Consider the following 21,886-nt stretch of genomic DNA (forward strand, 5'->3'; position numbering starts at 1 on the left):
CCGGAGAATCTCGTCGCGTGACGGACATTCACGAAGACGGCCGGGCCGGCATCGACGCGGCACTGGTACGGCGGCTGATCGCGACGCAGTTCCCGCAGTGGGCCGAGCTGGCGGTGACGGCGGTCAAGGTCGACGGCTGGGACAACCGGACGTACCGGCTCGGCGAAGACCTGACCGCGCGTCTGCCGACGCACGAGAGCTACACCGCCGCGGTGCACAAGGAGCACGAGTGGCTGCCGAAGCTGGCTCCGGTCCTGCCCGTGCCGATCCCCGAGGCGGTCGCGAAGGGCTCACCGGGCGAGGGGTATCCGTTCCACTGGGCCATCCGGCGCTGGCTGGACGGCGCCACCGCGTCGTACGAGACCGTTGCCGACCTCAACGAATTCGCGCGGTCGATCGCCGGGTTCATCCTCGCGTTGCAGGGTGCGGACGCCACGGGTGGACCGGCAGCGGGTGCGCACAGCTTCTACCGCGGTGCGCCGCCGGAGCACTACCACGACGAGACCGTCGAGGCGCTCAGCGTGCTGAAGGGACGGATCGACACCGACCTGGCGCGCGATGTCTGGGATGCGGCGCTGGCGACGTCGTGGGACCGGCCGCCGGTGTGGTTCCACGGAGACATCGCGAGCGGGAACCTGCTGGTGAAGGACGGCCGGCTGTCCGCCGTCATCGACTTCGGCACCTCAGGCATCGGCGACCCGGCCTGCGATCTGGTGATCGCGTACACGTTCTTCTCCGGCGAGTCCCGCGTCGCCTTCCGGGAGGCCGTCGGGCAGGACGCCGGGACCTGGGCGCGCGCCCGTGGCTGGGCGCTGTGGAAGGCGCTCATCACGACGGACCTTCCAGTCGTGATGAGCGTTCTGGCGGACCACCAGGCCGGCTAGACGAAGGCCGCCACGCCTTCGTACTCCCCGAGTGGAGCGGCGCCGGTGGCGTCGTACTGCAGGATCACCAGACCGTTCGGCGTCACTTCGTGCTCGGTGATGTGGAGTCCGATCGGCGCACTCGGGTGGTCGAGCAGTCGTCGCCCGGAGCCGATCACGGTCGGGGCGACGACGAGTCGGAGCGTGTCGACGAGACCCGCTGCCAGCAGCGCGTTGCCGAGTCGAGCACTCCCGTGGATCTGGAGCTCCCGTCCTGGCTGGGCCTTGAGTTCACCGACGGACTGGACGGGATCGCCACGGAGCACGGTGGTCGGGCTCCAGGTGCCTTCGACGAGGGTGTTGGTGACGACGTACTTCGGCAACGCGTTCATCCGTACGGTGAACGGGTCGTCCGGGTCGGTGATCTGCGGCCAGTCGCGGGCGAACGCCTCGTAAGTCCGGCGACCGAGCAGCAGTCCGTCGGCGAGATCGAGCCAGTCCGAGGTACGCCGTACGAAGGCTTCGTCCAGGTAGGGCACGAGCCAGCCGCCACGGGTGAAGCCGTCGCTGGTGTCCTCGGTCGACGAGCCAGGACCTTGACTGACCCCGTCGAGGGTGACGAACTCCGTGAGTACGAGCTTCACCGCGCGGCCTCGCCCTCGGCGATGGTGGCGAGTTGCTTGGTGACCGCGCCCCAGCCGTCGGCGAAGCCGAGCTCCTCATGGCGGGCACGGGCCGCCGGATCGCCGTGGCGGACGATGACCCGGTAGTCGGTGCCGTCCTGGTGGTCCGCCAACGTGATCTCGGCCGTCATCAGGACCGGTGCAGGTTGTGCGGGGCGCCAGGAACTGTCGAGCGCGGTGGTGAACACGATTCGCTCCAGTTCGTCGACGACGACGAAGCAGGCGTCGAGATGTGGACCGAACTCCGGGCCGTCACCGCTCAGCCGAGTCACGAGCGCACCGCCGGGACGCGGCTCCAGGCGCTCCACCCGGCACACGGCCGGCGCCGGAACCCACCATTTCTCGAAGCGGGACGGATCGGTCCACGCGCGCCAGACCACCGCACGCGGCGCGCGGATGACGCGGTCCACTGTCAGGTCGAGATCGGGGTTCATGAATGCTCCTCCATCGGATCGGTGACGAATCGTTCGAGCCGGTCGGTACGGTCGGCCCAGATCCGGCGCTGTTCCGCGAGCCAGTCGTCGACCAGCGCGAGCCGGTCCCGGTCGAGCACGCAGGTGCGCACCCGGCCGACCTTCACCGTGCGGATCAGGCCGTTGCTCTCCAGCGTCCGGACGTGCTTCATGAACGACGGCAGGGTCATCGGGAACTCGGCGGCGAGCTCGCCCACGCTCGTCGGCCCGCGGCCGAGGCGCCGAATGACGCTGCGTCGGGTCGGGTCGGCGAGCGCGACGAACACACCGTCGACCTCCGCTGAATACTGTGCCATGAGGCTAAGTATTGTCACAACCAGACACTTAGATCAAGGGCTAAGTGTTTGGGAGCGTCAGAGCCCCACCCTCTGCCCGGGCCGTGGTCTTGCCGCGGTGCCGCGAGTGGATTAGCGTCTCGGCGACGCACCTGAGCAGAATTCCGCACCGCCCCCGGAGGTCTCTCATGACGACACGTCCCAGCTCGACTCGGCATCCGAGGTCTCTGCGCAAGCGAGTGTTGCTTGTCCTGGCGGTGATCCTCGCTCTCTGGCCGCTCGCACCCGCGGACGCCGCGATGGCCACCACGGCGGCTCCTTCCGTCGAGACCAGACACTCCCGCGGCGCGGAGGTCGTCGCCGTCACGCAGGTCGCCGATCGACTGGTCGACCTGTCGGTACGGTCCGAGGCCCTCGGCGGCCGGACCGTGAAGGTCCGGCTGATGACACCGGACGGATGGAATCCCGCCGACCGCAGCCGCCACTGGCCGACGTTCTGGCTGCTGCACGGCTGCTGTGGTGACTACACCTCGTGGACGGGGACCGACATCGCCACGATCGACAGCCTGCGGAAGGTTCTCGTGGTGATGCCGGAAGCCGGATGGAACGGCTGGTACAGCAACTGGTGGAACTACGGCGCGGGCGGCGACCCGGCGTGGGAGACCTTCCACACCGTCGAGCTGCGCCACCTGCTGGAACGCGACTGGGGCGCCGGCGCCAACCGCGTCGTGGCCGGGCTGTCCATGGGCGGTCAGGGCGCACTGCTGTACGCCGCTCGGCACCCGGGGATGTTCCGCGCGGTGGCGGCGTACTCCGGCTCCGCGCACCCGCTGCTGAACGACGAGTCCGTCAACCGGATCATGGGGTTCTTCGCCGGCCAGGGCAACGACCCGCTGCGCGTCTGGGGTGATCCGGTCGCACAGCGAGACATCTGGGCGGCCCACGACCCCTACTACCTCGCGCACCGCCTCAAGTCGTTGCCGGTCTACCTGTCCTGCGGCGACGGCACCGCAGGACCGTTCGACCCACCCGGCAAGACGGATGCGCTAGAGGCCGACTTCAACCGTCAGAACCACGCTCTCGCCGCACAACTCGACCGCGTGGGTGCGAAACACCTGACGACCAACTTCTACGGCCCCGGCACCCATGGCTGGGCCTACTGGCAACGGGAACTCCACGCCTCTCTCCCGATGCTGCTGTCCGCCCTCCACGTCAACTGATCCGAAGGGCACCGGGCCAGTGCTTCAGTCGCGGGTGAGCTTGCGGTAGGTGACTCGGTGCGGGCGTGCGGCCTCCGGGCCGAGCCGCTCCACCTTGTTCGCCTCGTACGACGCGAAGTTGCCCTCGAACCAGAACCACTGCGCCGGGTCCTGGTCGGTGCCCTCCCAGGCCAGGATGTGTGTCGCCACCCGGTCCAGGAACCACCGGTCGTGGGAGACGACCACGGCGCAGCCCGGGAACTCCAGCAGCGCGTCCTCGAGCGACTGCAGGGTCTCCACGTCCAGGTCGTTGGTCGGCTCGTCGAGCAGCAGCAGGTTGCCGCCCATCTTCAGCGTCAGCGCCAGGTTCAGCCGGTTCCGCTCACCGCCGGACAGTACGCCGGTCGGCTTCTGCTGGTCCGGGCCCTTGAAGCCGAACGAGGCGACGTACGCCCGGCTCGGCATCTCGAAGTTCGCCACCTTGATGTAGTCGAGCTCGTCGGACACCTGCTGCCAGACCGTCTTCTTCGGGTCCAGGCCGCCGCGGGACTGGTCGACGTACGAGACCTTGACGGTGTCGCCGAGCCTCAACGTGCCCGCGTCCGGCATCTCCTCGCCGACGATCATCCGGAACAGCGTCGACTTGCCGACACCGTTCGGGCCGACGATGCCGACGATGCCGGCCCGCGGAAGCGAGAAACTCAGGCCGTCGATCAGCTTGCGGTCGCCGAAGCCCTTCTCCAGCTTCGAAACCTCGAGCACCGTGCTGCCCAGCCGCGGACCCGGCGGGATGTTGATCTCGTCGATGTCCAGCTTGCGGGCGCGCTCGGCCTCGGCCGCGAGCTCCTCGTACCGAGCCAGGCGGGACTTGCTCTTGGTCTGGCGGGCTCTCGCGTTCGACCGGACCCACTCGAGCTCGCGCTCCAGGATCTTCTGCCGCTTGGCGTCCTTGCGACCTTCGACGACGAGCCGCTCCTGCTTGGTCTCCAGGTACTTGGAGTAGTTGCCCTCATAGCCGTAGGTGCGGCCGCGGTCCATCTCCAGGATCCACTCGGCGACGTTGTCCAGGAAGTACCGGTCGTGGGTGATCGCCAGGACGGCGCCCGGGTACTTCTGCAGGTGCTGCTCCAGCCACAGCACAGACTCCGCGTCCAGGTGGTTGGTGGGCTCGTCGAGCAGCAGCAGGTCGGGCTGCTGCAGCAGCAGCTTGCAGAGCGCGACCCGGCGGCGCTCACCACCGGACAGCTTGTCCACGAGCGCGTCGGCGGGCGGGCATCGCAGCGCGTCCATCGCCTGCTCGAGCTGAGCGTCGACGTCCCAGGCGTTGCGGTGGTCGAGCTCGGTCTGCAGGTCGCCCATCTCGGCCAGCAGCGTGTCGTAGTCCGCGTCCGGATCGGCCAGCTCGGCGGAGATCTCGTTGAAGCGGTCCAGCTTCTGCTTGGTGTCGCCGACGCCCTCCTCGACGTTCTCGAGCACCGTCTTGCCTTCGGTCAGCGGCGGCTCCTGCAGCAGGATCCCGACCGTCGCGTCCTCGGCCAGCCGGGCCTCACCGTTGGAGGGCTGGTCGAGCCCCGCCATGATCTTGAACAGCGAGGACTTACCGGTGCCGTTCGGGCCGACCACGCCGATCTTCGCGCCGGTGAGGAAGTTCAGCGTGACGTTGTCGAGAACGACCTTGTCGCCGTGCGCCTTCCGGACGTTGCGAAGCGTGTAGATGAATTCCGCCATACCCCAGAGCCTATGTGCTCGGGCCAGCCGGAACCCAATCAGCCCTGAGTTGTCCACAGATCGTCGGATCGGGTGCCGATCAGGGTCGCAACGCATGCATCTTCTCGGGTGACAGTGCATCCCGCGATCAAGAAGGTGGCGATCATGAGCCTCGGCGAAACCTATGTGACCGTTCTGGGCTGGGTCGGCAGCGACCCCGACTTCAAAGAGGTCGCCCAGACCCCGCACGCGACGTTCCGGATGGGCTCGACACCACGACAGTTCGACCGCGCCCTCGGGCGGTACGTCGACAAGCCGACCACCTGGTTCAGCGTGGAATGCTGGCGCGGACTGGCTCAGAACGCCTTCGAATCCGTGCGGATCGGCCAACCGGTCATCGTCACCGGCCGCCTGCGAACGCACGAGTGGACCGACGACGCCGGCGAGCAACACAGCCGCGTCGTCCTCGAGGCGTTCTCCCTCGGCCACGACCTGACCCGAGGTACGACGACCTTCAGCAAGAATCCACCGAAGCTGGACTCGCTGACTCCCACGCCGGTTCCGGATCCGATCGAGGCGACCGCTTCGCCGTACCCCGCGGACGAGTATTCCGTCACATCGCTGCCCCTGACCGCGCAGACCGCCGAGCGGGACGCCGCGTGACTATCTCAGCCTTGACTTATATAAGTACCGAACGGCATTCTGGGCTCCACATCAGCCCCCATCAGGAGAGGGAACACCAGTGATCGACATCCTCGAGCACATCAACGCGGTTCATCGGGAGGTCAGCCGGACCGGGGAGACGGCCACCGTGCTGATGCGTCGCTCGTACCAGGCCGAGCCGGAGGAGCTGTGGGACGCCCTCACGGACCCGGAGCGGATGAAGCGCTGGTTCTGGCCGGTCACCGGCGACTTCAAGGTCGGCGGCAGCTTCCAGCTCCAGGACAACGCGGGCGGCGAGATCCTCGAGTGCGAGCCACCAAAGCGCTTCAAGGTGACCTTCGGCGGCCCGACCAGCCTCCTCGAGCTCCGTCTCATCCCGGGAGCCAACGCCTCCACCGAGTTGGAACTGGAGCACACGGTCAGCGAACTCCCGGCACCCGGCGGCGCCGGCGCCCTGTACGTCGGCCCCGGCTGGGAAGGCGGCTTCCTCGCCCTGGCCATGTACGTCGACGGCACGTTCCCCACGGACCGCACTCCGGTGGAGGTCGCCGATGATCCGGTGATGGTGGACTTCAATGAGCAGTCCGTCCGCGCCTGGATGACCGCGGTGCGCGATTCGGGCACGACCACCGAGAAGGACCTCTACGAAGCGGCCGAGCTGTCGATGAACCAGTTCGCCCCCGGCCGGGAGCTCTAGTCCCGCGGTCCCGCCCAACTCACGACGGCTCGTGGGTTGGGCGGCTCACCATCGACCGGTGCCGGGGTCCGCTGCGTCAGCCCCGGCTGGTGGCGATGGTTCGGTGCGACGGTGGCGATGGTTCGGGGCGTCAGCCCCGGGCGATGGCGAGGCTCTCGCGGCAGGTGGTGTAGGCCTCGAGCTCTTCGCGGGCCGGAGCGACGACATGGCTGTCGGCGACCTTCTCGAGCTCGGCCCGAAGGGCGTTCTCGGCCGCGCGGGCCCGGCGGGCGGCGCCACCGCTGGCGAACAACCGGCAGACGAACGCGAGCGCTATCCCGAGGACCGCACCACCGACCAGCATGATCCACGCGTAGGGGATTCCACCCGCCTTGGGCAGCGGCGGGTCATCCAGCCCGGCGATCCGCGCCACAAGCAGCGCGGCCAGCCACACACCACCAGCGAGCGTCACCGCGAACAGCAGCCACTGCACGAACCGGGCCGCGCCCCACCAACCGGGATTGTTGGCGATGCCAAGATCCGTCCGCGCCACCGCCTGGTCGAGCTCGTCGCCGAGCGACTCCTCACGGCGCCGGATCGCGGAACGCACCGAGTCCGCCCAGGGCCGCGACAGTCCTTCCGCGGCCTTGTTCGTGATCGTCCGCACCGCGGTGTCCATCCGGGCACGCTGCACAGGCGTTGCCGCAGGCAACGAAGCCCGCGCGGTCGCGACCTCGTGGGACGCGGACCGGCGCAGTTCCTTGCCCTGTTGCCTCGACACCTGGTCCAACTGCAGCCGCCGCAGTGGATCCGGCTGGAACCGTCCCAACCACTTGGTGAGCGGCCATCCCGCCGCGGCGCTGGCGCGCTGCAGGTAGGAACGCCGTACGGCGTCGACGACGACCGGCAGGCCGCTTGCGTCGGACAGTGCCTCGACGAGCTCGGTGATGTCAGCCTCGGCGATCTCCGGAGTCTTGGCATTGCCACACTGGCTTGCCATCCGGTCGGAGACGCGATCGACATCGGCGGCCAGGCGCTCGCGCGCGGACCGTTTGTTGCTGACCCGCTTGACCAACAAGCCACGCACCTCGTCCAGCCCGTCACCGCTGACCGCGGACGTCGCAACGACCGTCGGCGACTTCAGACCGTCCGCCTTCAGCAGCCGGTCCAGGTCGTTCAGACAGCTCTTCTGCTGGTCCGGGTTGAGCTTGTCGATGTGGTTCAGCGCGAACGCCATCACACCGGAGTGCGAGGCGAACGGCTTGATATAGCGGTTGTGCAGCGCCGCATCGGCGTACTTCTGCGGGTCCACCACCCACACCAGCATGTCCACCAACTCGACCAGCCGGTCGACGATCAGCCGGTGCTCGACCTCGGTCGAGTCGTGGTCGGGCAGGTCCAGCAGAACCAGACCGTCCAGATCCTCCGACTGCTGCTCCTCCAGCGAGCTGCGGTGCTGCACCTGGTGGCGCCGCGGGATCCCGAGCCAGCTCAGCACCTCACCGGCCGGCTCCTCACCCCACACACAGGCAAGCGGCATCGAGCTGGTCGGCCGACGCGTACCGATCGCGGCCAGGTCGAGGCCGGTCATCGCGTTGAACAGCGACGACTTCCCGGACCCGGTCGCACCGGCCAAGGCGACCACGGTCAGCTCGCCGGACATCCTGAGACGTTGGCCGGCCCGGTCCACGATCTGGGTGGCCTCGGTGAGCACCACCTGGTCCAACCGACCCTGACCTGCCTTTGCAGCTGCTTCCAGCGCGTCGATCTTCATCAGGACATCGGTCGCGGCCCGCACCGGGGCGTCGACCGTATCCACTGTTCCCGTCACGTGCAGTCCTCCACCGCGCGCGCGGCCTCGGTCAGTTGCCTGGCTGCCTCAGCGTCGACCGGATGCTGGTCGAGGACAGTCAGATAGCGGGCGAATTCGGCATCCATCAGGGCATGAACCTTACCGTCAAGTTCTTCCCGTGCCTTCGCCACCATGGTCCGAACCGACTCGTCGCCGAAGACCGCCTCCAGCAACCTCTGCCCGACAACTGCGCTCCCGACGCCTGAACTCGCATCGGCACCGGTCGGGATGTCTGCGTCACTGGCGAAAAGCGCCACGACCAGCGAGAGTGCCAGCCCGTTCACGCCGTACTCCAGGAGACGCGCGGTCCCGCGCTTCTCGGCGCCCTCCTTGCGGATCAGGTCGAGCACGAAGGCTTGCCACTCGCGGACCGTACGTCCCGCTGCGGCCGCGAAGTCCTCGGACATCGCACCGAGTTCCGGGCCACCGGCTGCGAGCAACTGCCGCCCGCCTGCGCTCGACTGCCATGCCTTCTCAGCACGTTCGGCAGCGGCAGCGGCATGCTCGACCAGCAGTGACTCCAGGCCGGACTCGACCGCGTCGTTGAGATCCCGGGTCGGCGGTGCGGCCTTGGTACCGAGCGTGGCCTTCACCTTGTCGCGGAACCGGCCGACGTTGGACTGCAGGCCCTTCAGCAGTTCGCCGGTGCCGACGAACTCCTGCCAGCGGGCCAGCACTTCGCCACGCAGCAGGGTGCCGTCCTCAGCCGCCTTCGCGATGTCCTTCACCGCCTGGTCGTACGCCGACTCGACGGTCGAACGCAGCTCGATCACAGTGTCGGCCTGCGCGCGGACCGCGGCCGCGAACGGCGGAGTGGTCTTCACCATCGCGGTGACGGCGCCGTGCAGGGTCCGGCGGACGACCGCCGACCGGGCCTCCGCGTCGGCGGCCAGGTCGACCAGCCAGTCCTTGATCGAGGCAACGGTCTCGGCCGGCAACATGCCGTTGCTGTCGACAACGATCTCCTTGATCGAGAACAGCGGCGAGTCGCCGAGACCGCGCTCGAGCAGCATCTGGGCCAGGTGGCCGGTGATGTCGTCGATCGTCTCGCCCGGGGCCCGGTCCAGTACGACGGCGACCGCCGTACTGCGGTCCGACGCGCTCTGGAGGAAATCCCACGGGACGGCGTCGGAGTACCGGGCTGCCGTGGTCACGAACAGCCAGAGGTCCGCAGCGCCGAGCAGCTGCGTCGCGAGATCGCGGTTCGCCTCGACGACCGAGTCGATGTCGGGAGCGTCCAGGATCGCCAGGCCGCGCGGAACGGTGTCGGCGGCAACCAACCGGAGCTGTCCCGCGTCCTCCATCCCGCCCGGGCTGTCGGAGGTCGTACGCGCCATCCCTGGCAGCACCCGGTCGCCGACGAACCAGTCCGCGTCGGCCGGGTTGTGGATCAGCACCGGCGAGCGGGTCGTCGGACGCAGTACGCCGGGCTCGCTGACGACTTTGCCGATGATGGTGTTCACCAGGGTTGACTTGCCCGCGCCGGTCGAGCCACCAACGACCGCGAGAACGGGCGCCTCCAACTGCACCAGCCGAGGCAGGATGTAGTCGTCCAGCTGATCCAGCATGGACTTCTGCTGCTGCCGCGCCTCGTCGGCCCCGACCACATCAATCGGCAACCGACTGGTCGCCAACGCCCCCCGCAACTTCATCAAAGCCGTAATCAGCGCCATAGCAGCCTGCTCAGCCGCCAACCGCTCAGCCAACTGATCCGCAGTCAGCTCCTCAACAACATCCTCACCCTGCTCCCCCGCACCCCCACCATCCTGCTCCCCAGCCTCGCCGTCCTGCTCCCCAGCCTCGCCGTCCTGCTCCGCAGCCTCGTTGTCCTGCTCCCCCGCTGGCGCGCCAGCATCCTGCGCCGCGGCCGCGGCGCCTTCCTCGGGTCCGCTCTCGTCCGACGGATCCGCCTCACCAGCTGCGGCGCCATCCTCGGACTTGTCCTCGGCAGCCTTCTCAACCTCAGCAACCGGAGCACGCTCCCCGCCGGTCGCCTGCTCCTCGCCGTCTTCCTGCTCCCCGGCGGTTTCCTGCTCCTGGCTGGACTCGTGGTCCGCGCCCGCCCGGGCCTCATCCGACGCCTGGCTCACACCGTCGGCCGCAGCAACCTCCTCCGAGGCCCCCTCCTCCGCGGATCCGTCAGCCGCGTCGCTCGCCCCGGATCCGTCAGTCCCGGCCTCGGACGCCTCTGCTTCTGCGCTCACGTCCGCAGACGTACCGCCGTCGTGCGCGTCCTCAGCAGGTACATCGTCCGCGGTGTCCTCCGTATCAGCCCCGGCGGCCGGACCACTCTCGGAGGACTCCCCCGCACCAGCCTCGTCAGCCCGACCACTCTCGGAGGACTCCTCCGCACCAGCCTCGTCAGCCCAAGCACTCTCGGACGACCCCTCCGCGGAGTCCGCAGACTGCTCCGCGTCGGCCTCCTGCTCCTCGGCCGACTGAGCCCTGTCCTCGGGCTTCTCAGTCTCGGCGCTCGACTCAGCACCGTCTTGTGAGGCCTCAGCCGCAGCGTCGTCGCCGGACACCGCAGCAGACGCGTCAGCCGACTCCGCGTCTCCGGCCTCCACCGGGGCAGCTTCATCAGCCGGAGCGCTCTCGGAGGTCTCCTCGGCAGCGTCACCCGTGCCGCGCTCCTGCTCCTCGGCCGCCTCTGCAGCCTCGGCGTCAGCGTCGTCCGAGGCGTCGGCCTCACCGGCCTCGTCGGACTCACCGCCTGCCGTTTTCGGCAGGCCGACGATGATGTTCCCGTACTCGAGCGGGAACCCATCCGGAGACTCATCAGGCTCGTAGACAACCCCAACCGGCGCCCGCGACCGCTCCTCAGCCGGTACGTCGCCACCCTCGGCAGACCCATCCGCCGCGTCAGCGACCTGAGCCTCAGGCTCCTCAGCTACCTCAGCCGCGGCCTGATCGGTCTCCCCGCCCTCGGCTGCGGCCTCCGTGGTTTCGGCCTCAGACACCTTCTCTTCATCGTCTGAGGAAGCACCAGCGGCGCCATCCGACTCGGACCCGCCTGCCGCACCTGCCGCCTCAGGCTGTGCCTCAGCGCCTACAGACGTCTCAGCCGAGGACTCCTCAACCGGAGCAGCACCCGTCGCCTCAGCGCCCGGCTGGCCCTTCTCAGGCTCCGGCGCAGGCGGCGCGGCAGGCTCCGAGGCAGGCGGCGCGGCGGGTTCCGGCTGGGACTTCCGGCGCCGGCGGCGCCAGAAGCCCTTGCCCTTGGCATCCGAGTTGGTGATCAAGTTCGCCAGCTCCTGGGCAGGCTGATCCCGGCCCGGAGCCTGCGGCTCCGAACCTTCACCAGCTGCTGACCTGGTGTCAGCCACGACGTCCGCCCACGGACACAGGGTGCCCGGTCGGACAGCGCAGAAGCAAAGTCATCGTCATCCCCGTTTGGCGGCGTGGACGGGTGGCATCACTGCGATGGTGGATACGGACCGTATCCTCCCGGCGGTCCTTGCTGACCAGGGGGTCCCGGCGGGTAACCAGGCTGGCCCCCTGGGTAACCGGGTTGCCCCGACGGATACCCCGGCTGAGGCGGCGGATAACCATCCTGCGGACGCTGATATCCACCTGTTCCCTGACCCTGGTACGGCGACCCTCCAGGCCCACCGGGCGCACCCGCTCCCGGCTGACCGGACCCTTGCTGACCAGGCCCTGCACCCCCAGGCACCGGCGCCCCTTGCATCGGGCCACCAGGCCCGAGCACAGGTCCACCCGGCCCAGGACCACCAGGCATAGGACCACCGGGCGCCCCAGGCATCCCCGGCCCCGGCACCGCCTGGAACTGCGGCGCGGCCTGAGCGAACGCCGGCATCGGCGGGAACGGCACACTCGGCCGCCGCTCCCGCAGCTCGTCCAGCAGCTGCTTCTCGGTCTCGAGCGCGTCCGGCCCGATCACCTGGCGGACGATCTTGTCCCGCAGGTATGCCAGCTCGGTCGCGTTGTGCTGGAACGCCTTGGCTGCCGTTTCCGCCTGAGCGCCGTACCGCTTCGCGTTCTGCCGTAGCGCCTTGCGCCCGCGCAGCGTCGCGATCAGCGGTACGTCCTGTGGGACCAGCCAGCCGAAGCGCACGTAGTCGTACAGCCGGGATGCGATCATCTGTCCCTCGCGGGACCGCATCACCAGCGCGAACACGACCATGCCGATGAAGATCGGCACCATCAGGAAGAGGTAGACGGTAATGAAACCGCCGCCGCCGGCCCAGCTGGCGCCGCCGTTCCAGAGTCCGTGGGCGAGCACCGCAGCCAGGTACCCCACGATCGGGGCGAGATACCGGACGGCGGTACTTCGATGCCTGATCGCAACCCCGATGCCGATCGCGGTGAACGACGTGAAGAGTGGATGGGCGAACGGCGAGATCAGGCCGCGGATCACGAACAGTACGAACGCGCCGCGCAGGCCCGCGTCGCTGCCGGCTTCCTCGGACAGCTGGTTGAAGATGCGGCCGTAGTACAGGATGTTCTCGGTGAAGGCGAAGCCGACGCCGACCATTCCGGCGTACACGAGGCCGTCGATGATGCCGTCGAACTCCTTGCGGCGAACCAGCGCCAGCAGCAGGATGACCGAGCCCTTGGCGAACTCTTCCACCGGCGGCGCGACGAAGACGGCGGAGCGGTTGCCGCCGCTGCCGGTCTCCTCGAGCAGGTTCGAGACCTCGGTGTTGATGAAGATCGCGGCCAGGGTCGCGATGAACGCACCCCAGCACAGCGCGAACAGGATGTACTTGGTCGGCTCCGGCTCGTAACGATCCAGCCACAGATACAGCGCGATCACCGGAATGACGGGCACGAACGCGAAAACCAGCCCCCAGGTGAAGCCGCCCGCGCCGGTCGACTTGACCACGATGCCGAAGATCACCAGGCCCGCGATCGCGAAAACGACCGCGATCACGATGCCGATCAGGATGCCCTGGTTGCGCCGCTGGCCGGGGACCGGATGGTTCCCCAGCACGTTCGGCTGCGGGTAGGGTCCGCCGGGCGAGTACGCCGACCCCGCCGCGGGCTGCGGCGAGCCGGCTGGGCCTGGTGAGGGGTAACTCATGCCCGCAGCCTAGTTGGAGAGCCCTTCACACGGCAGGACCGCCCACGCAGCGTTACCCGGATGGAACGACAAGCATGTACTTCGTCCACCCCCCAACCCCCGAAACCGGGTAACCCAGAGGCGCAGTCGCCCACCGATCTGAGAGACTCGTCCGTGCCACGCGCCCGTAGCTCAGCTGGATAGAGCGACAGACTTCTAATCTGTGGGTCGCAGGTTCGAATCCTGCCGGGCGCGCCACACAAAATCGCAGGTCAGGGGCTCGCCGATCCCACGACCGTTCCTGCCAGCCAATCTCGCGTGTGGCTATTCGTGGTGCGAAGTCACAGATAGCACAGTAAAGAGGAGTGGTCTGTGCCAGCGTTCGAGTCATCTCGGGTGCTGGCCATCGGACACGTTCGGCAGCTCTCCGGAGCTGCGAGTCGGCTCACTGGATCATTCGAGCTGCGGCAGGTCCTCGGGCGACAGATCGCGTCTGACGCGCACGTACCGCATACCGTGACGGACCTGGCCGCCTTGGGTGGCGGAGTCGGCGGTCACCTCGACTACGACGGTCGGGTCGACCTTAGTTAGGGGCTTCTTCGCATCGGGACCTCCCCAGCGGTACGAGGTGATCTCGTCAGGCCACGGATGCGTTGTGCTGGCGGGTTCGAGCGCGGCGGCGAGCTGGGCAGACTGCGCGGGCTTGAGCGGCACCGTGCGGCCGATGACGGTCAGCTCGCCCGCAGTGGTGTAGAGGCCAGCAATCACGACTTCTGGCCTCGCAAGGGAGCCGAGGACTCCGCCCACGATCACCTCGCGCGTCTCGCGGTGCTTCACCTTTCAGAGGGCTGGATTTCGTGTCGTGCACTGTCGCAGTGAGGGGCTATTCGGCGGGTGTACGACACTCCGTTCTGTGCTCAGGGCTTTGGTGCTGGCGTTGGCCCTACGTTTGGCGCTCGTGTCGGATGTTGGGTGGGCTGTTGGAGGTCGGGTGCGAGCGTTTGTGGTGCGGTTTGCCGTCGGGTGTTCGGTACTGGACGGTGCTGGAGAGCGATCTTCGGACGCATCGGGCGGCAGATGATTTCTTGCGGCCTCTGCGGTTCGGCCGGGGTTGCGCGGAGAGTACGACGAGGGCTTACGCCACGTCGGTCTCGCTGTATCTGTTGTGGTGCAGGCAGGTGCACAGGGACTGGTGGGATGCCGCCGATCGGCTGGGCGCGTTCATGTTGTGCCTGCGTCACGCCGAGGGGCCAGCTGTAGGCGCTGGAACCACTGGCTCGCATGGGCGCGTGGTGCGGCGGCCGGGCAGGATCAACGCGGTCCTTGTCGCGGTGCGCGAATTCTTGAAGCACGCGGTCGCTGCCGGCGACGCTCCGGCACGGGTGTTGTCGGCCTTGTATGAGATCGGTGACGATCGCTGGCTGCCTGAGGACCTGCGCGGCGAGCGCACTGGCCTACGCTTCGTGGCCCGGCCGCGCCATCGGCTGTCGGTTCCGGAGCGTCAGTCGGCGCGGTCCAGCGACGACGACGCGTTGGCGTTGCTGGGCGCCTGCCGGTCGGCACGCGACCGGGTCCTGGTGGTGCTGCTCGGCCGGGCCGGGCTGCGGCGCGGTGAGGCGGCAGGTCTTCGACGCCCGGACATGCACATGGCGCTGGATTCGAGGTCGGTGGGTTGTGACGTTCCCGGCGAGCATCTGCACGTCGTTCGCCGCGAGGACGCGCCGAACGGCGCGACCGCGAAGTCACCACGGTCCCGGATCGTGCCGCTGGACTTCTTGGTGGTGCAGGCCTATGACGCCTACTGCTGGGAACGGCAGCAGGTGCCGGCCGCCGCCCGCTGTGATTTCGTGCTGGTGAACCTGTTCCGGGAACCACTCGGCGCACCGATGCGGCCCGGAGCGGTGACCGAGCTGCTGGCAGCGCTGTCGCGCCGAGCGGGACTCGAGCGGCCAGTGCATCCGCACATGTTGCGCCATGCCTTCGCGAGCAATGTGCTGGATGCCGGCGGCACCTTGGACGAGGCACAGGCCCTGCTGGGGCACGCCAGCCTGGCCTCGACGCAGGTCTACGCCCATCCCGCGCCCGAGCGGCTGCGAGCGGCGGTGGATCGGCTCGCCCGGCAGTCCATGAGGCGCCGATGAGCGGCCCACGTGCCGCACTCGTCCCGGTCCCTGCTGTCGGCCCGGACGACCTGCGGCTGTCGCGGCTGGAGGCGTTGCTGGATCCGGTGTTCTTGTCCGGGGCCGGCTGGGATGCCGAGCGGGCGCTACTGCGTCCATCGCCGGATCACCGGTTGCTGGGCTGGTCGCATTGCTCGGTGCCAGGTTGCACGGTGGAAACCAGCAATCAGCTGTGCACCGGCTGCCGACATCGGCAGACTGACAGCGGGTTGTCGCCCGAGCAGTTCATCGCATCGTCACCGGCGAAGAAGTACGGTGGCGCCGAGGGCCGTTGGCTGTTGGATGAGCGGCTCTGCCGGGTCGACGGATGCCAACGACCAATGCATGCCCGCACGGTCGGGTTGTGCAACTCGCACGCTCTGCGGTGCCGTGACCTGTTCGGGCGGCTCGACCCGGCCGACGTTCCGCTGTTCCTTGACCGCTCCGATGTCCGGCCGTTCCAGAGCTTCGGTTCTTGCCGTGTCGCGGCCTGTCTCCGGCTGGCCTATAACAGCGCCGGCCTGTGTCTGCTCCACTCGCAGCGCTGGCACGAGACGCTGCGCGTCGATGTCAACGCGGATCTGGTCGAGTGGTGCCGCCGCGAGGACGGCGTCACCGTGTCCGGTGTCGCGAACCTCCGCGGCCTACCGCGGGCGGTGGTACTCGTGGTTCTCGGCGGCCTGCAGCTGCGCACGGGTCAGGGCAGGAAGACCCGGCCATCTCAGGTGAATCGGCTCGCACGGGCCGCGCGGCACCAACAGGTCGCGAGTCTGCGCGATATCGACCTGGACGGGGTGGGCGGAGACGTGAAGTCTCTGGCCGCGATGCTGGTGCTCGACGTCGACCGCGCGACGACCACCCCAGGCGAGGAGCAGCGCAAAGATCAGTGGGACCTTGTCGTTCTCGGCGCGGCCGGCCGCATCGACTTCACCATCTTGATCCAGCCGTGGCTGCGCGAACTCGCCAAACACTGGGCCAGTGAAGATCTCGCCCGGCGCCGCGGTGGCGGCTCCGGCGGCGTGGTGCGAACCCACATCGGATCATTGGCCGAGCTGTCGACCACGCTGCGCCTGACTCGCCTCGACCACGGCCTCGAACCGGCAGCCCTTGGACGGACCGACATCGTGGCCTTCCTGACCCGGTTGGGGCATCTCGAGCAGACCGAGACGATCTCTGCGAATCGGCGCCTTCAAATCGTCCGGCACGTCCGGACCATCCTGCGCGATGCGCGGGACCTCGGCATGACCCGGGCCGGTGGGTGCGCAGCCGGACTTCCAGGCGAGTTCGGCGTTCGCGCAGAGGACATCCCGCCTCCGGTCCACGTCGACGGGCCAGGCCGCGCCCTGCCGAACGAGGTCATGAACGCGCTCAACGACGCTCTGCCGCTGCTCGAGACCAGGAGCGGCCGCGCGGTCCGCGTGGCCGTCGCAAGACCAGCAAGCACATGCTCCATCGCTGAAGGAGCCGGGTCGGCATAACCCTTGACACCGGAATGGAACTTCCGGAATACTTCTTGATCAGTGAGGGGAGTATCCCTGGCGTTCTCGTCGTCAGTCCGGTCGGCCACCTGAAGCGCCGGCCCGGCGGAACGGCCCCGGCGTGAAGAGTCAGGTCGAGGTGGGAGAGACCTCCGGAATCCGATGTGGTGTCCGGAGGTTGGAGTGTCCGTTCCGCTGTTTGTTCCGTTGTGGGGCTGGATCGCCGTGCTGGCGGTCATCGTGGTGATGCTGGCGGTGGACTTGTTCGCGCATCGCCATGCGCATGTGGTCGGGGTGCGGGAGGCGGCGGCGTGGAGCGCGGTGTGGATTGCACTCGGTCTGGGGTTCGGGGTGCTGGTGTGGGCGCTGTACGGCGGCCGGGCCGGTGGTGAGTACTTCGCCGGGTACCTGATCGAGAAGTCGCTCGCGGTCGACAACGTGTTCGTGTTCGCGTTGATCTTCACCGCGTTCGCGGTGCCGCGCGAGTATCAGCACCGGGTGCTGTTCTTCGGCGTGCTGGGAGCGCTGGTGTTCCGGGCGATCTTCATCGCCGGCGGTGCCGCGCTGCTGGAGCGCTTTCACTGGATCTTGTACGTGTTCGGGGTATTCCTGGTCTTGACCGGGTGGCGGATGTTCCGCCATCGCCACGACGAGTCCGACCCGACCAGGAACCCGGTGCTGCGGCTGATCCGCAAGATCGTGCCCTCGACCGATACCTACCACGGTCAGAAGTTCTGGATCCGCGACACCGCCCGCCGGGGCAGATGGAACAGACGGGGCAGGTGGGTCGCGACACCGCTGTTCGCGGTGCTGGTGGTGGTCGAGACCACCGACATCGTGTTCGCGGTCGACTCGATCCCGGCGATCTTCGCCGTCACCCAGGAACCGTTCCTGGTGTTCACCAGCAACGCGTTCGCGATCCTCGGGCTGCGGGCCCTGTACTTCCTGCTCGCCGACCTGATGCACCGCTTCGTCCACCTCAAGGCCGGCCTGTCGGCGATCCTGGTGTTCGTCGGCGCCAAGATGCTCCTGCTGGACGTGTACAAGATCCCGATCGCGGTCTCCCTGGCCGTCATCGCCACCTGCCTCACCATCGCTGTCGTCGCCAGCCTGCGCGCCACAAGAACAACCCAGGCTGTGCTCAGCGACGCCGCTCACACCACGCACGCGCCGGATCAGGTGGACGGGGTGGATGGGATGGATGGGGTGGACGGGGTGGATCGGACGGTGGACGGTGCCGCGCCGACCACGATTGATGAGGCTCGGCGATGAGCATCATGCGGCTTCGGCGGGGCAGATCCGCCACGACGGCTACCGCGGCCGCCGTCAGGCTCGGCGCCACTTCCGGCAGCAGTTCGGGCAGCCGTTCCGGCGCCAGCTCGGGCGTGGAGCCGTCAGAGTGGTCGCCGGTGCCGATGTGGCTTGTCCTCAACGACACCAGGCCGCTGGAGCGGGCCTGGCCCGGACCGCGATCCGGCTGGCGTGGGAGGGCCACGTCGTCACCGTCGTGATCGCGGTCCCGCGCCCGGGATGGACCTTGAACGCCCGTCTCATCGAGCGCCAGCAGCGGCAGCGGGCCGAGTGGCTGCGCAATCGCCACGACGAGTTCGCCGACGGCCTGGCCGGCGGCCTGGCCGGCGGCCTGGCCGGCGGCCTGGCCGAAGGGCCGCTGCCGCAGTTCACCGGTGGCGGCCGGATCCGGATCCGCTGGACCACCGCACCCCGCCCAGGCCCGCGGCGACTCCTCCGGGCCCTGCTGTGGAGACGCCATCCCAATGACGACGCCGACCGTTTACAGCAGCTCACCGGACTGCACCTGGACGGCATGCCAACCAGACCACAGCCCACATCGACCACAGCCGCCACAACCGCCACGCCGCCGGATCCAACACCCGCGCACCAGGCACCGAGGAGATAGACCATGTCCAGTCAGCATTCACCCGCATCCCCACCGCCCGCGCCCGCATCGCCCGAGAATGCCCCGGGCGGTCCATCGGCGCGGCTGCACGCGGCCGCCGTCGCCGAGCTCGTGGCGACCCAGGCGTTTCCCTCGATCTCGATCCTGCTGTCGACCACGCCGGCATCCTCGATGACGCCGCGCGACGCCGCCCGTCTGCAGCAACTGGTACGGCAGACCGCCGCACTGCTGCACGACCGGCGAGTCCTGAACGCCCGCGAGTTCCTGATCACGCTCAACGCACTGGCCGACTCCGCGATCAGCCAACCCACCAGCCAGGCCCTGGCCCTGTTCGTCAACCGCGCCGTCCAACGCACCCTACGCCTGCCCATCCCCGTACGCTCCCGGGTCGTGATCGAGGACACCTTCGCCACCCGCGACCTCATCCACGCGCTCCACCGCACACCACCCCACCTCACCCTGCTGCTGCAGCCCTACAGCGCCCAGCTCTACGAAGGCACCGGCGACAACCTCACCCCCATCCACACCCTCGCCACACTCAACGTCGGCCCCTCCCAGCCTCCCGACATCATCGGCGCCACCGTGACGGATCATGAGGCCAAAGACCCCGGCCTGGCCGAGGTCGGGTTTCCGCTGCAGCGCCGCCTCGAGGTGCCGGTCCCGGCGCGTGACGGCGACCGGTTCCTGCAACGCGTCGACCAGGCCCTGGGCCGCTACCGGCAGCGCCACCCCGCCCCGTTGATCGTCGCCGGTCACCAGCGCACCGTCGAACGGTTCCTCGTGCTGTCCCGCAACCGCAACCGGCTCGCCGGCACCATCACCGGCCCCGACAGCGAATCACCCGCGACTCTGCACCACGCAACCCGCACCGCGATCCAGTCATACCTGCTGTCACGCCAAGACGAGGCCCTCGAACACCTCGAGCACACCCGCACCACCGCCCGGCTCGTCCCCGGACCACAAGGTCCCACCGTCGTCACCGGCGCCGCGGCCTGCTGGGCCGCTGCCCACAACGCCAGCCCGATGATGCTCGCCGTCGAAGAAACCTACGTTCAACCCGCCCGTATCACCCCCACCCAGCCCGGCCTGCCGGTCGCACCGCAACGAGTCGAACTTCTCGCCACCGATCCGAGCGGGGCCACCGGCCCGGCAGGCGGTCGGTCATCCGATCCGTCAACGTTGCGCAGCGATCTGATCGATGACCTCATCGAGGTCGTCATCGCCCGGGGTGGCTGGGTCGCCCTCGTCGACGACGGACGCCTGCGCCACCTCGACCGCGTCGCCCTCACCATGCAGCCCGGCACCACCGGTGACCACGTCGGTCCGGTTCCCGCCGGGCTGCTACATATCCCACCTCGAGGTGCCCGATGACACCGCCGGGCGCAGGCACCGCGACCGAGGCAATGCTCGACGCCGTCCTCATCCTGGTCGTGGTGATCGCGATCGCGATCCGGGTCCACCCCTCCACACGGCGCTGGGCCCCCAGGCTCAGCCGGCACCTCAGGCCACCACAGCACGCTGCGCGACCGCAACCCCCTCCACAACAGCTCTCTACCCCGAGTCCTGGGTCCGGTCATGGTCCACGATCAGATCGGCGAGCTCCCCAATCCGTACCTGATGCTCCAGCGGATGCCGCAACGGCCGCGACCGCACCACCAGATACCGATTCCGCCGACCCACCCGCTCCTTCACCACATACCCAGCCTGCTCCAAGTCGCGCACAATTCCCTGAGCAGCTCGCTCCGTAATCCCCACCCGCTCAGCAACATCCCGTAGCCGCACCTGCGGATCAGCCGCCAAACACACCATCACGTGCCCGTGGTTCGACAAGAACGTCCACCCGTGACCCTCCATCCGAGCTATGTTACCGGAAAACAACTTCCGGTCTGGGGGGAATTCGGCGCCGCTACCCGGTCGACCGCGCGGCTGGGACCCGCGCACGGTTGCGAGGCCGGGCCTCGATCTGTCGACGCCTTGGCGGCCCTCCTCGAAGAGCCGAGTCCCCGGCTACGTCGCCAGCGAGCCGGCGAAGATCTGCCAGGCGAGCGCCGACTTCGCCACCAGGCTGAGAATCAAGTACGCCTTCTCGCCGAACGCGTAACTGCGCCACCGTCCGACCTGCCGGTACTGCAGCCACTGGTTGAGTGCGAAGCTGTTGAAGAACAGGAACAGCGATACGAAGATGCCGACGACGAAGCCGGGAACCTGCTCGGCGGCCACCAGGTTGTAGGCGATCGCCACCCACGGCGCGGCGCCCGCGATGCAGCCGAACCAGAACGGCTTCATCGTCACGGTCGACCGCCCCGGCGGATTTGCGGACTCCTGCAGCCAGCCGAACAGGATCATGGCCACGTTGGCGCCAGCGATGCCGATGAGCGCCGAGACGCCGTCTATGCCTGTGTACAACGCGATCAGTATCACCATGAGCGTCGCGCTGAACGAGTATTCCAGCCACCGGAACCGGTTGATCCCGCCTCGGAGGTCATCTTCGTAGGTGCGCCGGAAGGCCGTCGCGGTGAGCAAATGATCCACGGCGGCGAGCGCGAGGAACACCGCGACGGCGGCGCCGATCGGGACGTCGAACAGCGCCTCCGGCGACCGCGGCGGCGTGCCCGGAGGGCCGGTGGGCAGCGATTGGGTCACCGTGACGGCAAAGTCGGTCGCCAGCACCAGCACTGCCAGGGCCTGCCCGATGTGCAGCAGCGCCAGGACCAGATTCCAGCCGCGGAGGGACCGCAGGCTGCGCTCATCGACGTCGGTCGCGGTCAGGTCTGTTGTCCTCATGACTTCCACCATGCCGCTTACCAGGCTCGCGCATAGGTGCACGGCGCTTGCGCCGCGGCGAGCCGTTCATGCCTCAGAGTTGGCTTTGTCCGTCCGACTACGCGAGACGGTCCCGGTTGTCCCTGCGGAGCGA

19 protein-coding genes and 1 tRNA gene are annotated in these 21,886 nt (G+C 68.5%); 10 read left to right on the forward strand and 10 right to left on the reverse strand.

The window, feature by feature from the left end; genetic code table 11:
• Positions 1–17 precede the first annotated feature (17 nt).
• The gene (locus OG817_RS24375; RefSeq protein ID WP_406046946.1) at positions 18–884 is read left to right on the forward strand and encodes an aminoglycoside phosphotransferase family protein; all 867 of its coding nucleotides are present in this window, start codon (positions 18–20) and stop codon (positions 882–884) included.
• On the opposite strand, the gene OG817_RS24380 is transcribed toward OG817_RS24375, so the two are convergent.
• The 3 genes from OG817_RS24380 to OG817_RS24390 are packed head-to-tail and all read right to left on the reverse strand — an operon-like array spanning position 881 to position 2,315.
• Positions 881–1,507, reverse strand: a complete 627-nt coding sequence (locus OG817_RS24380; protein WP_406046947.1) for a dihydrofolate reductase family protein — start codon at positions 1,505–1,507, stop codon at positions 881–883. The two genes, OG817_RS24375 and OG817_RS24380, sit on opposite strands and share 4 nt — an antisense overlap.
• On the reverse strand, positions 1,504–1,980 hold the full coding sequence (locus tag OG817_RS24385; RefSeq protein WP_406046948.1) for an SRPBCC domain-containing protein: 477 nt from the start codon (positions 1,978–1,980) through the stop codon (positions 1,504–1,506). Before OG817_RS24385 ends, OG817_RS24380 begins: the two co-directional genes overlap by 4 nt.
• The gene (locus OG817_RS24390) at positions 1,977–2,315 is read right to left on the reverse strand and encodes a metalloregulator ArsR/SmtB family transcription factor (RefSeq protein ID WP_360456154.1); all 339 of its coding nucleotides are present in this window, start codon (positions 2,313–2,315) and stop codon (positions 1,977–1,979) included. The genes OG817_RS24385 and OG817_RS24390 overlap by 4 nt, the downstream gene beginning before the upstream one ends.
• Before the next feature lie 167 nt (positions 2,316–2,482).
• Here OG817_RS24390 and OG817_RS24395 point away from each other — a divergent pair, with 167 nt between their 5' ends.
• Entirely contained in the window at positions 2,483–3,514 is a 1,032-nt protein-coding gene (locus OG817_RS24395) for an alpha/beta hydrolase (RefSeq protein WP_406046949.1), read from the forward strand.
• Between the two features lie 24 nt (positions 3,515–3,538).
• On the opposite strand, the gene ettA is transcribed toward OG817_RS24395, so the two are convergent.
• On the reverse strand, positions 3,539–5,221 hold the full coding sequence (ettA, locus tag OG817_RS24400; protein ID WP_406046950.1) for an energy-dependent translational throttle protein EttA: 1,683 nt from the start codon (positions 5,219–5,221) through the stop codon (positions 3,539–3,541).
• A 144-nt stretch (positions 5,222–5,365) separates the two neighbouring features.
• Here ettA and OG817_RS24405 point away from each other — a divergent pair, with 144 nt between their 5' ends.
• Together OG817_RS24405 and OG817_RS24410 are read left to right on the forward strand one after the other, a co-directional pair.
• Positions 5,366–5,863, forward strand: a complete 498-nt coding sequence (locus OG817_RS24405; RefSeq protein ID WP_406046951.1) for a single-stranded DNA-binding protein — start codon at positions 5,366–5,368, stop codon at positions 5,861–5,863.
• 79 nt (positions 5,864–5,942) lie between these two features.
• Positions 5,943–6,560: an SRPBCC family protein gene (locus OG817_RS24410; protein ID WP_360456146.1), complete on the forward strand. Its 618-nt coding sequence runs from the start codon at positions 5,943–5,945 to the stop codon at positions 6,558–6,560.
• A 130-nt stretch (positions 6,561–6,690) separates the two neighbouring features.
• Here OG817_RS24410 and OG817_RS24415 read toward each other — a convergent pair whose 3' ends face one another.
• From OG817_RS24415 to OG817_RS24425, 3 genes are all read right to left on the reverse strand, one after another.
• Positions 6,691–8,370, reverse strand: coding sequence for an ABC transporter (locus OG817_RS24415; RefSeq protein WP_406046952.1), 1,680 nt, complete (start codon positions 8,368–8,370; stop codon positions 6,691–6,693).
• Positions 8,367–11,351, reverse strand: coding sequence for an AAA family ATPase (locus OG817_RS24420; RefSeq protein ID WP_406046953.1), 2,985 nt, complete (start codon positions 11,349–11,351; stop codon positions 8,367–8,369). The genes OG817_RS24415 and OG817_RS24420 overlap by 4 nt, the downstream gene beginning before the upstream one ends.
• A gap of 455 nt (positions 11,352–11,806) precedes the next feature.
• Entirely contained in the window at positions 11,807–13,435 is a 1,629-nt protein-coding gene (locus OG817_RS24425; protein WP_406046954.1) for a PrsW family intramembrane metalloprotease, read from the reverse strand.
• A gap of 160 nt (positions 13,436–13,595) precedes the next feature.
• Here OG817_RS24425 and OG817_RS24430 point away from each other — a divergent pair.
• Positions 13,596–13,672 (forward strand) — tRNA-Arg (locus OG817_RS24430).
• Positions 13,673–13,867: 195 nt separating this feature from the next.
• On the opposite strand, the gene OG817_RS24435 is transcribed toward OG817_RS24430, so the two are convergent.
• A complete protein-coding gene (locus tag OG817_RS24435) occupies positions 13,868–14,251 on the reverse strand; it encodes a hypothetical protein (protein WP_406046955.1) in 384 nt (127 codons plus the stop codon).
• A gap of 452 nt (positions 14,252–14,703) precedes the next feature.
• Between OG817_RS24435 and OG817_RS24440 the strand changes: the two genes are divergently transcribed.
• The 5 genes from OG817_RS24440 to OG817_RS24460 all read left to right on the forward strand — a co-directional run bounded on the left by OG817_RS24440 (position 14,704) and on the right by OG817_RS24460 (position 20,340).
• Entirely contained in the window at positions 14,704–15,555 is an 852-nt protein-coding gene (locus OG817_RS24440) for a tyrosine-type recombinase/integrase (RefSeq protein WP_406046956.1), read from the forward strand.
• Positions 15,552–17,051, forward strand: coding sequence for a hypothetical protein (locus OG817_RS24445; protein WP_406046957.1), 1,500 nt, complete (start codon positions 15,552–15,554; stop codon positions 17,049–17,051). Before OG817_RS24440 ends, OG817_RS24445 begins: the two co-directional genes overlap by 4 nt.
• A gap of 183 nt (positions 17,052–17,234) precedes the next feature.
• Positions 17,235–18,323, forward strand: coding sequence for a TerC family protein (locus OG817_RS24450; RefSeq protein WP_406046958.1), 1,089 nt, complete (start codon positions 17,235–17,237; stop codon positions 18,321–18,323).
• On the forward strand, positions 18,307–18,969 hold the full coding sequence (locus OG817_RS24455; RefSeq protein WP_406046959.1) for a hypothetical protein: 663 nt from the start codon (positions 18,307–18,309) through the stop codon (positions 18,967–18,969). The genes OG817_RS24450 and OG817_RS24455 overlap by 17 nt, the downstream gene beginning before the upstream one ends.
• Positions 18,970–18,972: 3 nt before the next feature.
• Positions 18,973–20,340 carry a hypothetical protein gene (locus tag OG817_RS24460; protein ID WP_406046960.1) on the forward strand — a complete coding sequence of 456 codons (1,368 nt, stop codon included), beginning with the start codon at positions 18,973–18,975 and terminating at the stop codon, positions 20,338–20,340.
• Positions 20,341–20,520: 180 nt separating this feature from the next.
• Here the strand turns inward: OG817_RS24460 and OG817_RS24465 are convergent, their stop codons facing one another.
• Positions 20,521–20,823, reverse strand: coding sequence for a helix-turn-helix transcriptional regulator (locus tag OG817_RS24465; RefSeq protein WP_406046961.1), 303 nt, complete (start codon positions 20,821–20,823; stop codon positions 20,521–20,523).
• A gap of 153 nt (positions 20,824–20,976) precedes the next feature.
• The gene (gene heR, locus OG817_RS24470) at positions 20,977–21,753 is read right to left on the reverse strand and encodes a heliorhodopsin HeR (RefSeq protein WP_406046962.1); all 777 of its coding nucleotides are present in this window, start codon (positions 21,751–21,753) and stop codon (positions 20,977–20,979) included.
• Positions 21,754–21,886 lie beyond the last annotated feature (133 nt).

Origin of the sequence: Kribbella sp. NBC_00889 (genome assembly GCF_045207705.1) — a bacterium.
GTDB lineage: Bacteria > Actinomycetota > Actinomycetes > Propionibacteriales > Kribbellaceae > Kribbella.

Bases quoted from the DNA above. Each gene is read 5' to 3' on its own strand.
- OG817_RS24385 (WP_406046948.1), bottom strand. From the start codon at position 1,980: ATGAACCCCGATCTCGACCTGACAGTGGACCGCGTCATCCGCGCGCCG.
- OG817_RS24390 (WP_360456154.1), bottom strand. From the start codon at position 2,315: ATGGCACAGTATTCAGCGGAGGTCGACGGTGTGTTCGTCGCGCTCGCC.
- OG817_RS24395 (WP_406046949.1), top strand. From the start codon at position 2,483: ATGACGACACGTCCCAGCTCGACTCGGCATCCGAGGTCTCTGCGCAAG.
- ettA (WP_406046950.1), bottom strand. From the start codon at position 5,221: ATGGCGGAATTCATCTACACGCTTCGCAACGTCCGGAAGGCGCACGGC.
- OG817_RS24405 (WP_406046951.1), top strand. From the start codon at position 5,366: ATGAGCCTCGGCGAAACCTATGTGACCGTTCTGGGCTGGGTCGGCAGC.
- OG817_RS24425 (WP_406046954.1), bottom strand. From the start codon at position 13,435: ATGAGTTACCCCTCACCAGGCCCAGCCGGCTCGCCGCAGCCCGCGGCG.
- OG817_RS24445 (WP_406046957.1), top strand. From the start codon at position 15,552: ATGAGCGGCCCACGTGCCGCACTCGTCCCGGTCCCTGCTGTCGGCCCG.
- OG817_RS24455 (WP_406046959.1), top strand. From the start codon at position 18,307: ATGAGGCTCGGCGATGAGCATCATGCGGCTTCGGCGGGGCAGATCCGC.
- OG817_RS24460 (WP_406046960.1), top strand. From the start codon at position 18,973: ATGTCCAGTCAGCATTCACCCGCATCCCCACCGCCCGCGCCCGCATCG.
- OG817_RS24465 (WP_406046961.1), bottom strand. From the start codon at position 20,823: ATGGAGGGTCACGGGTGGACGTTCTTGTCGAACCACGGGCACGTGATG.
- heR (WP_406046962.1), bottom strand. From the start codon at position 21,753: ATGAGGACAACAGACCTGACCGCGACCGACGTCGATGAGCGCAGCCTG.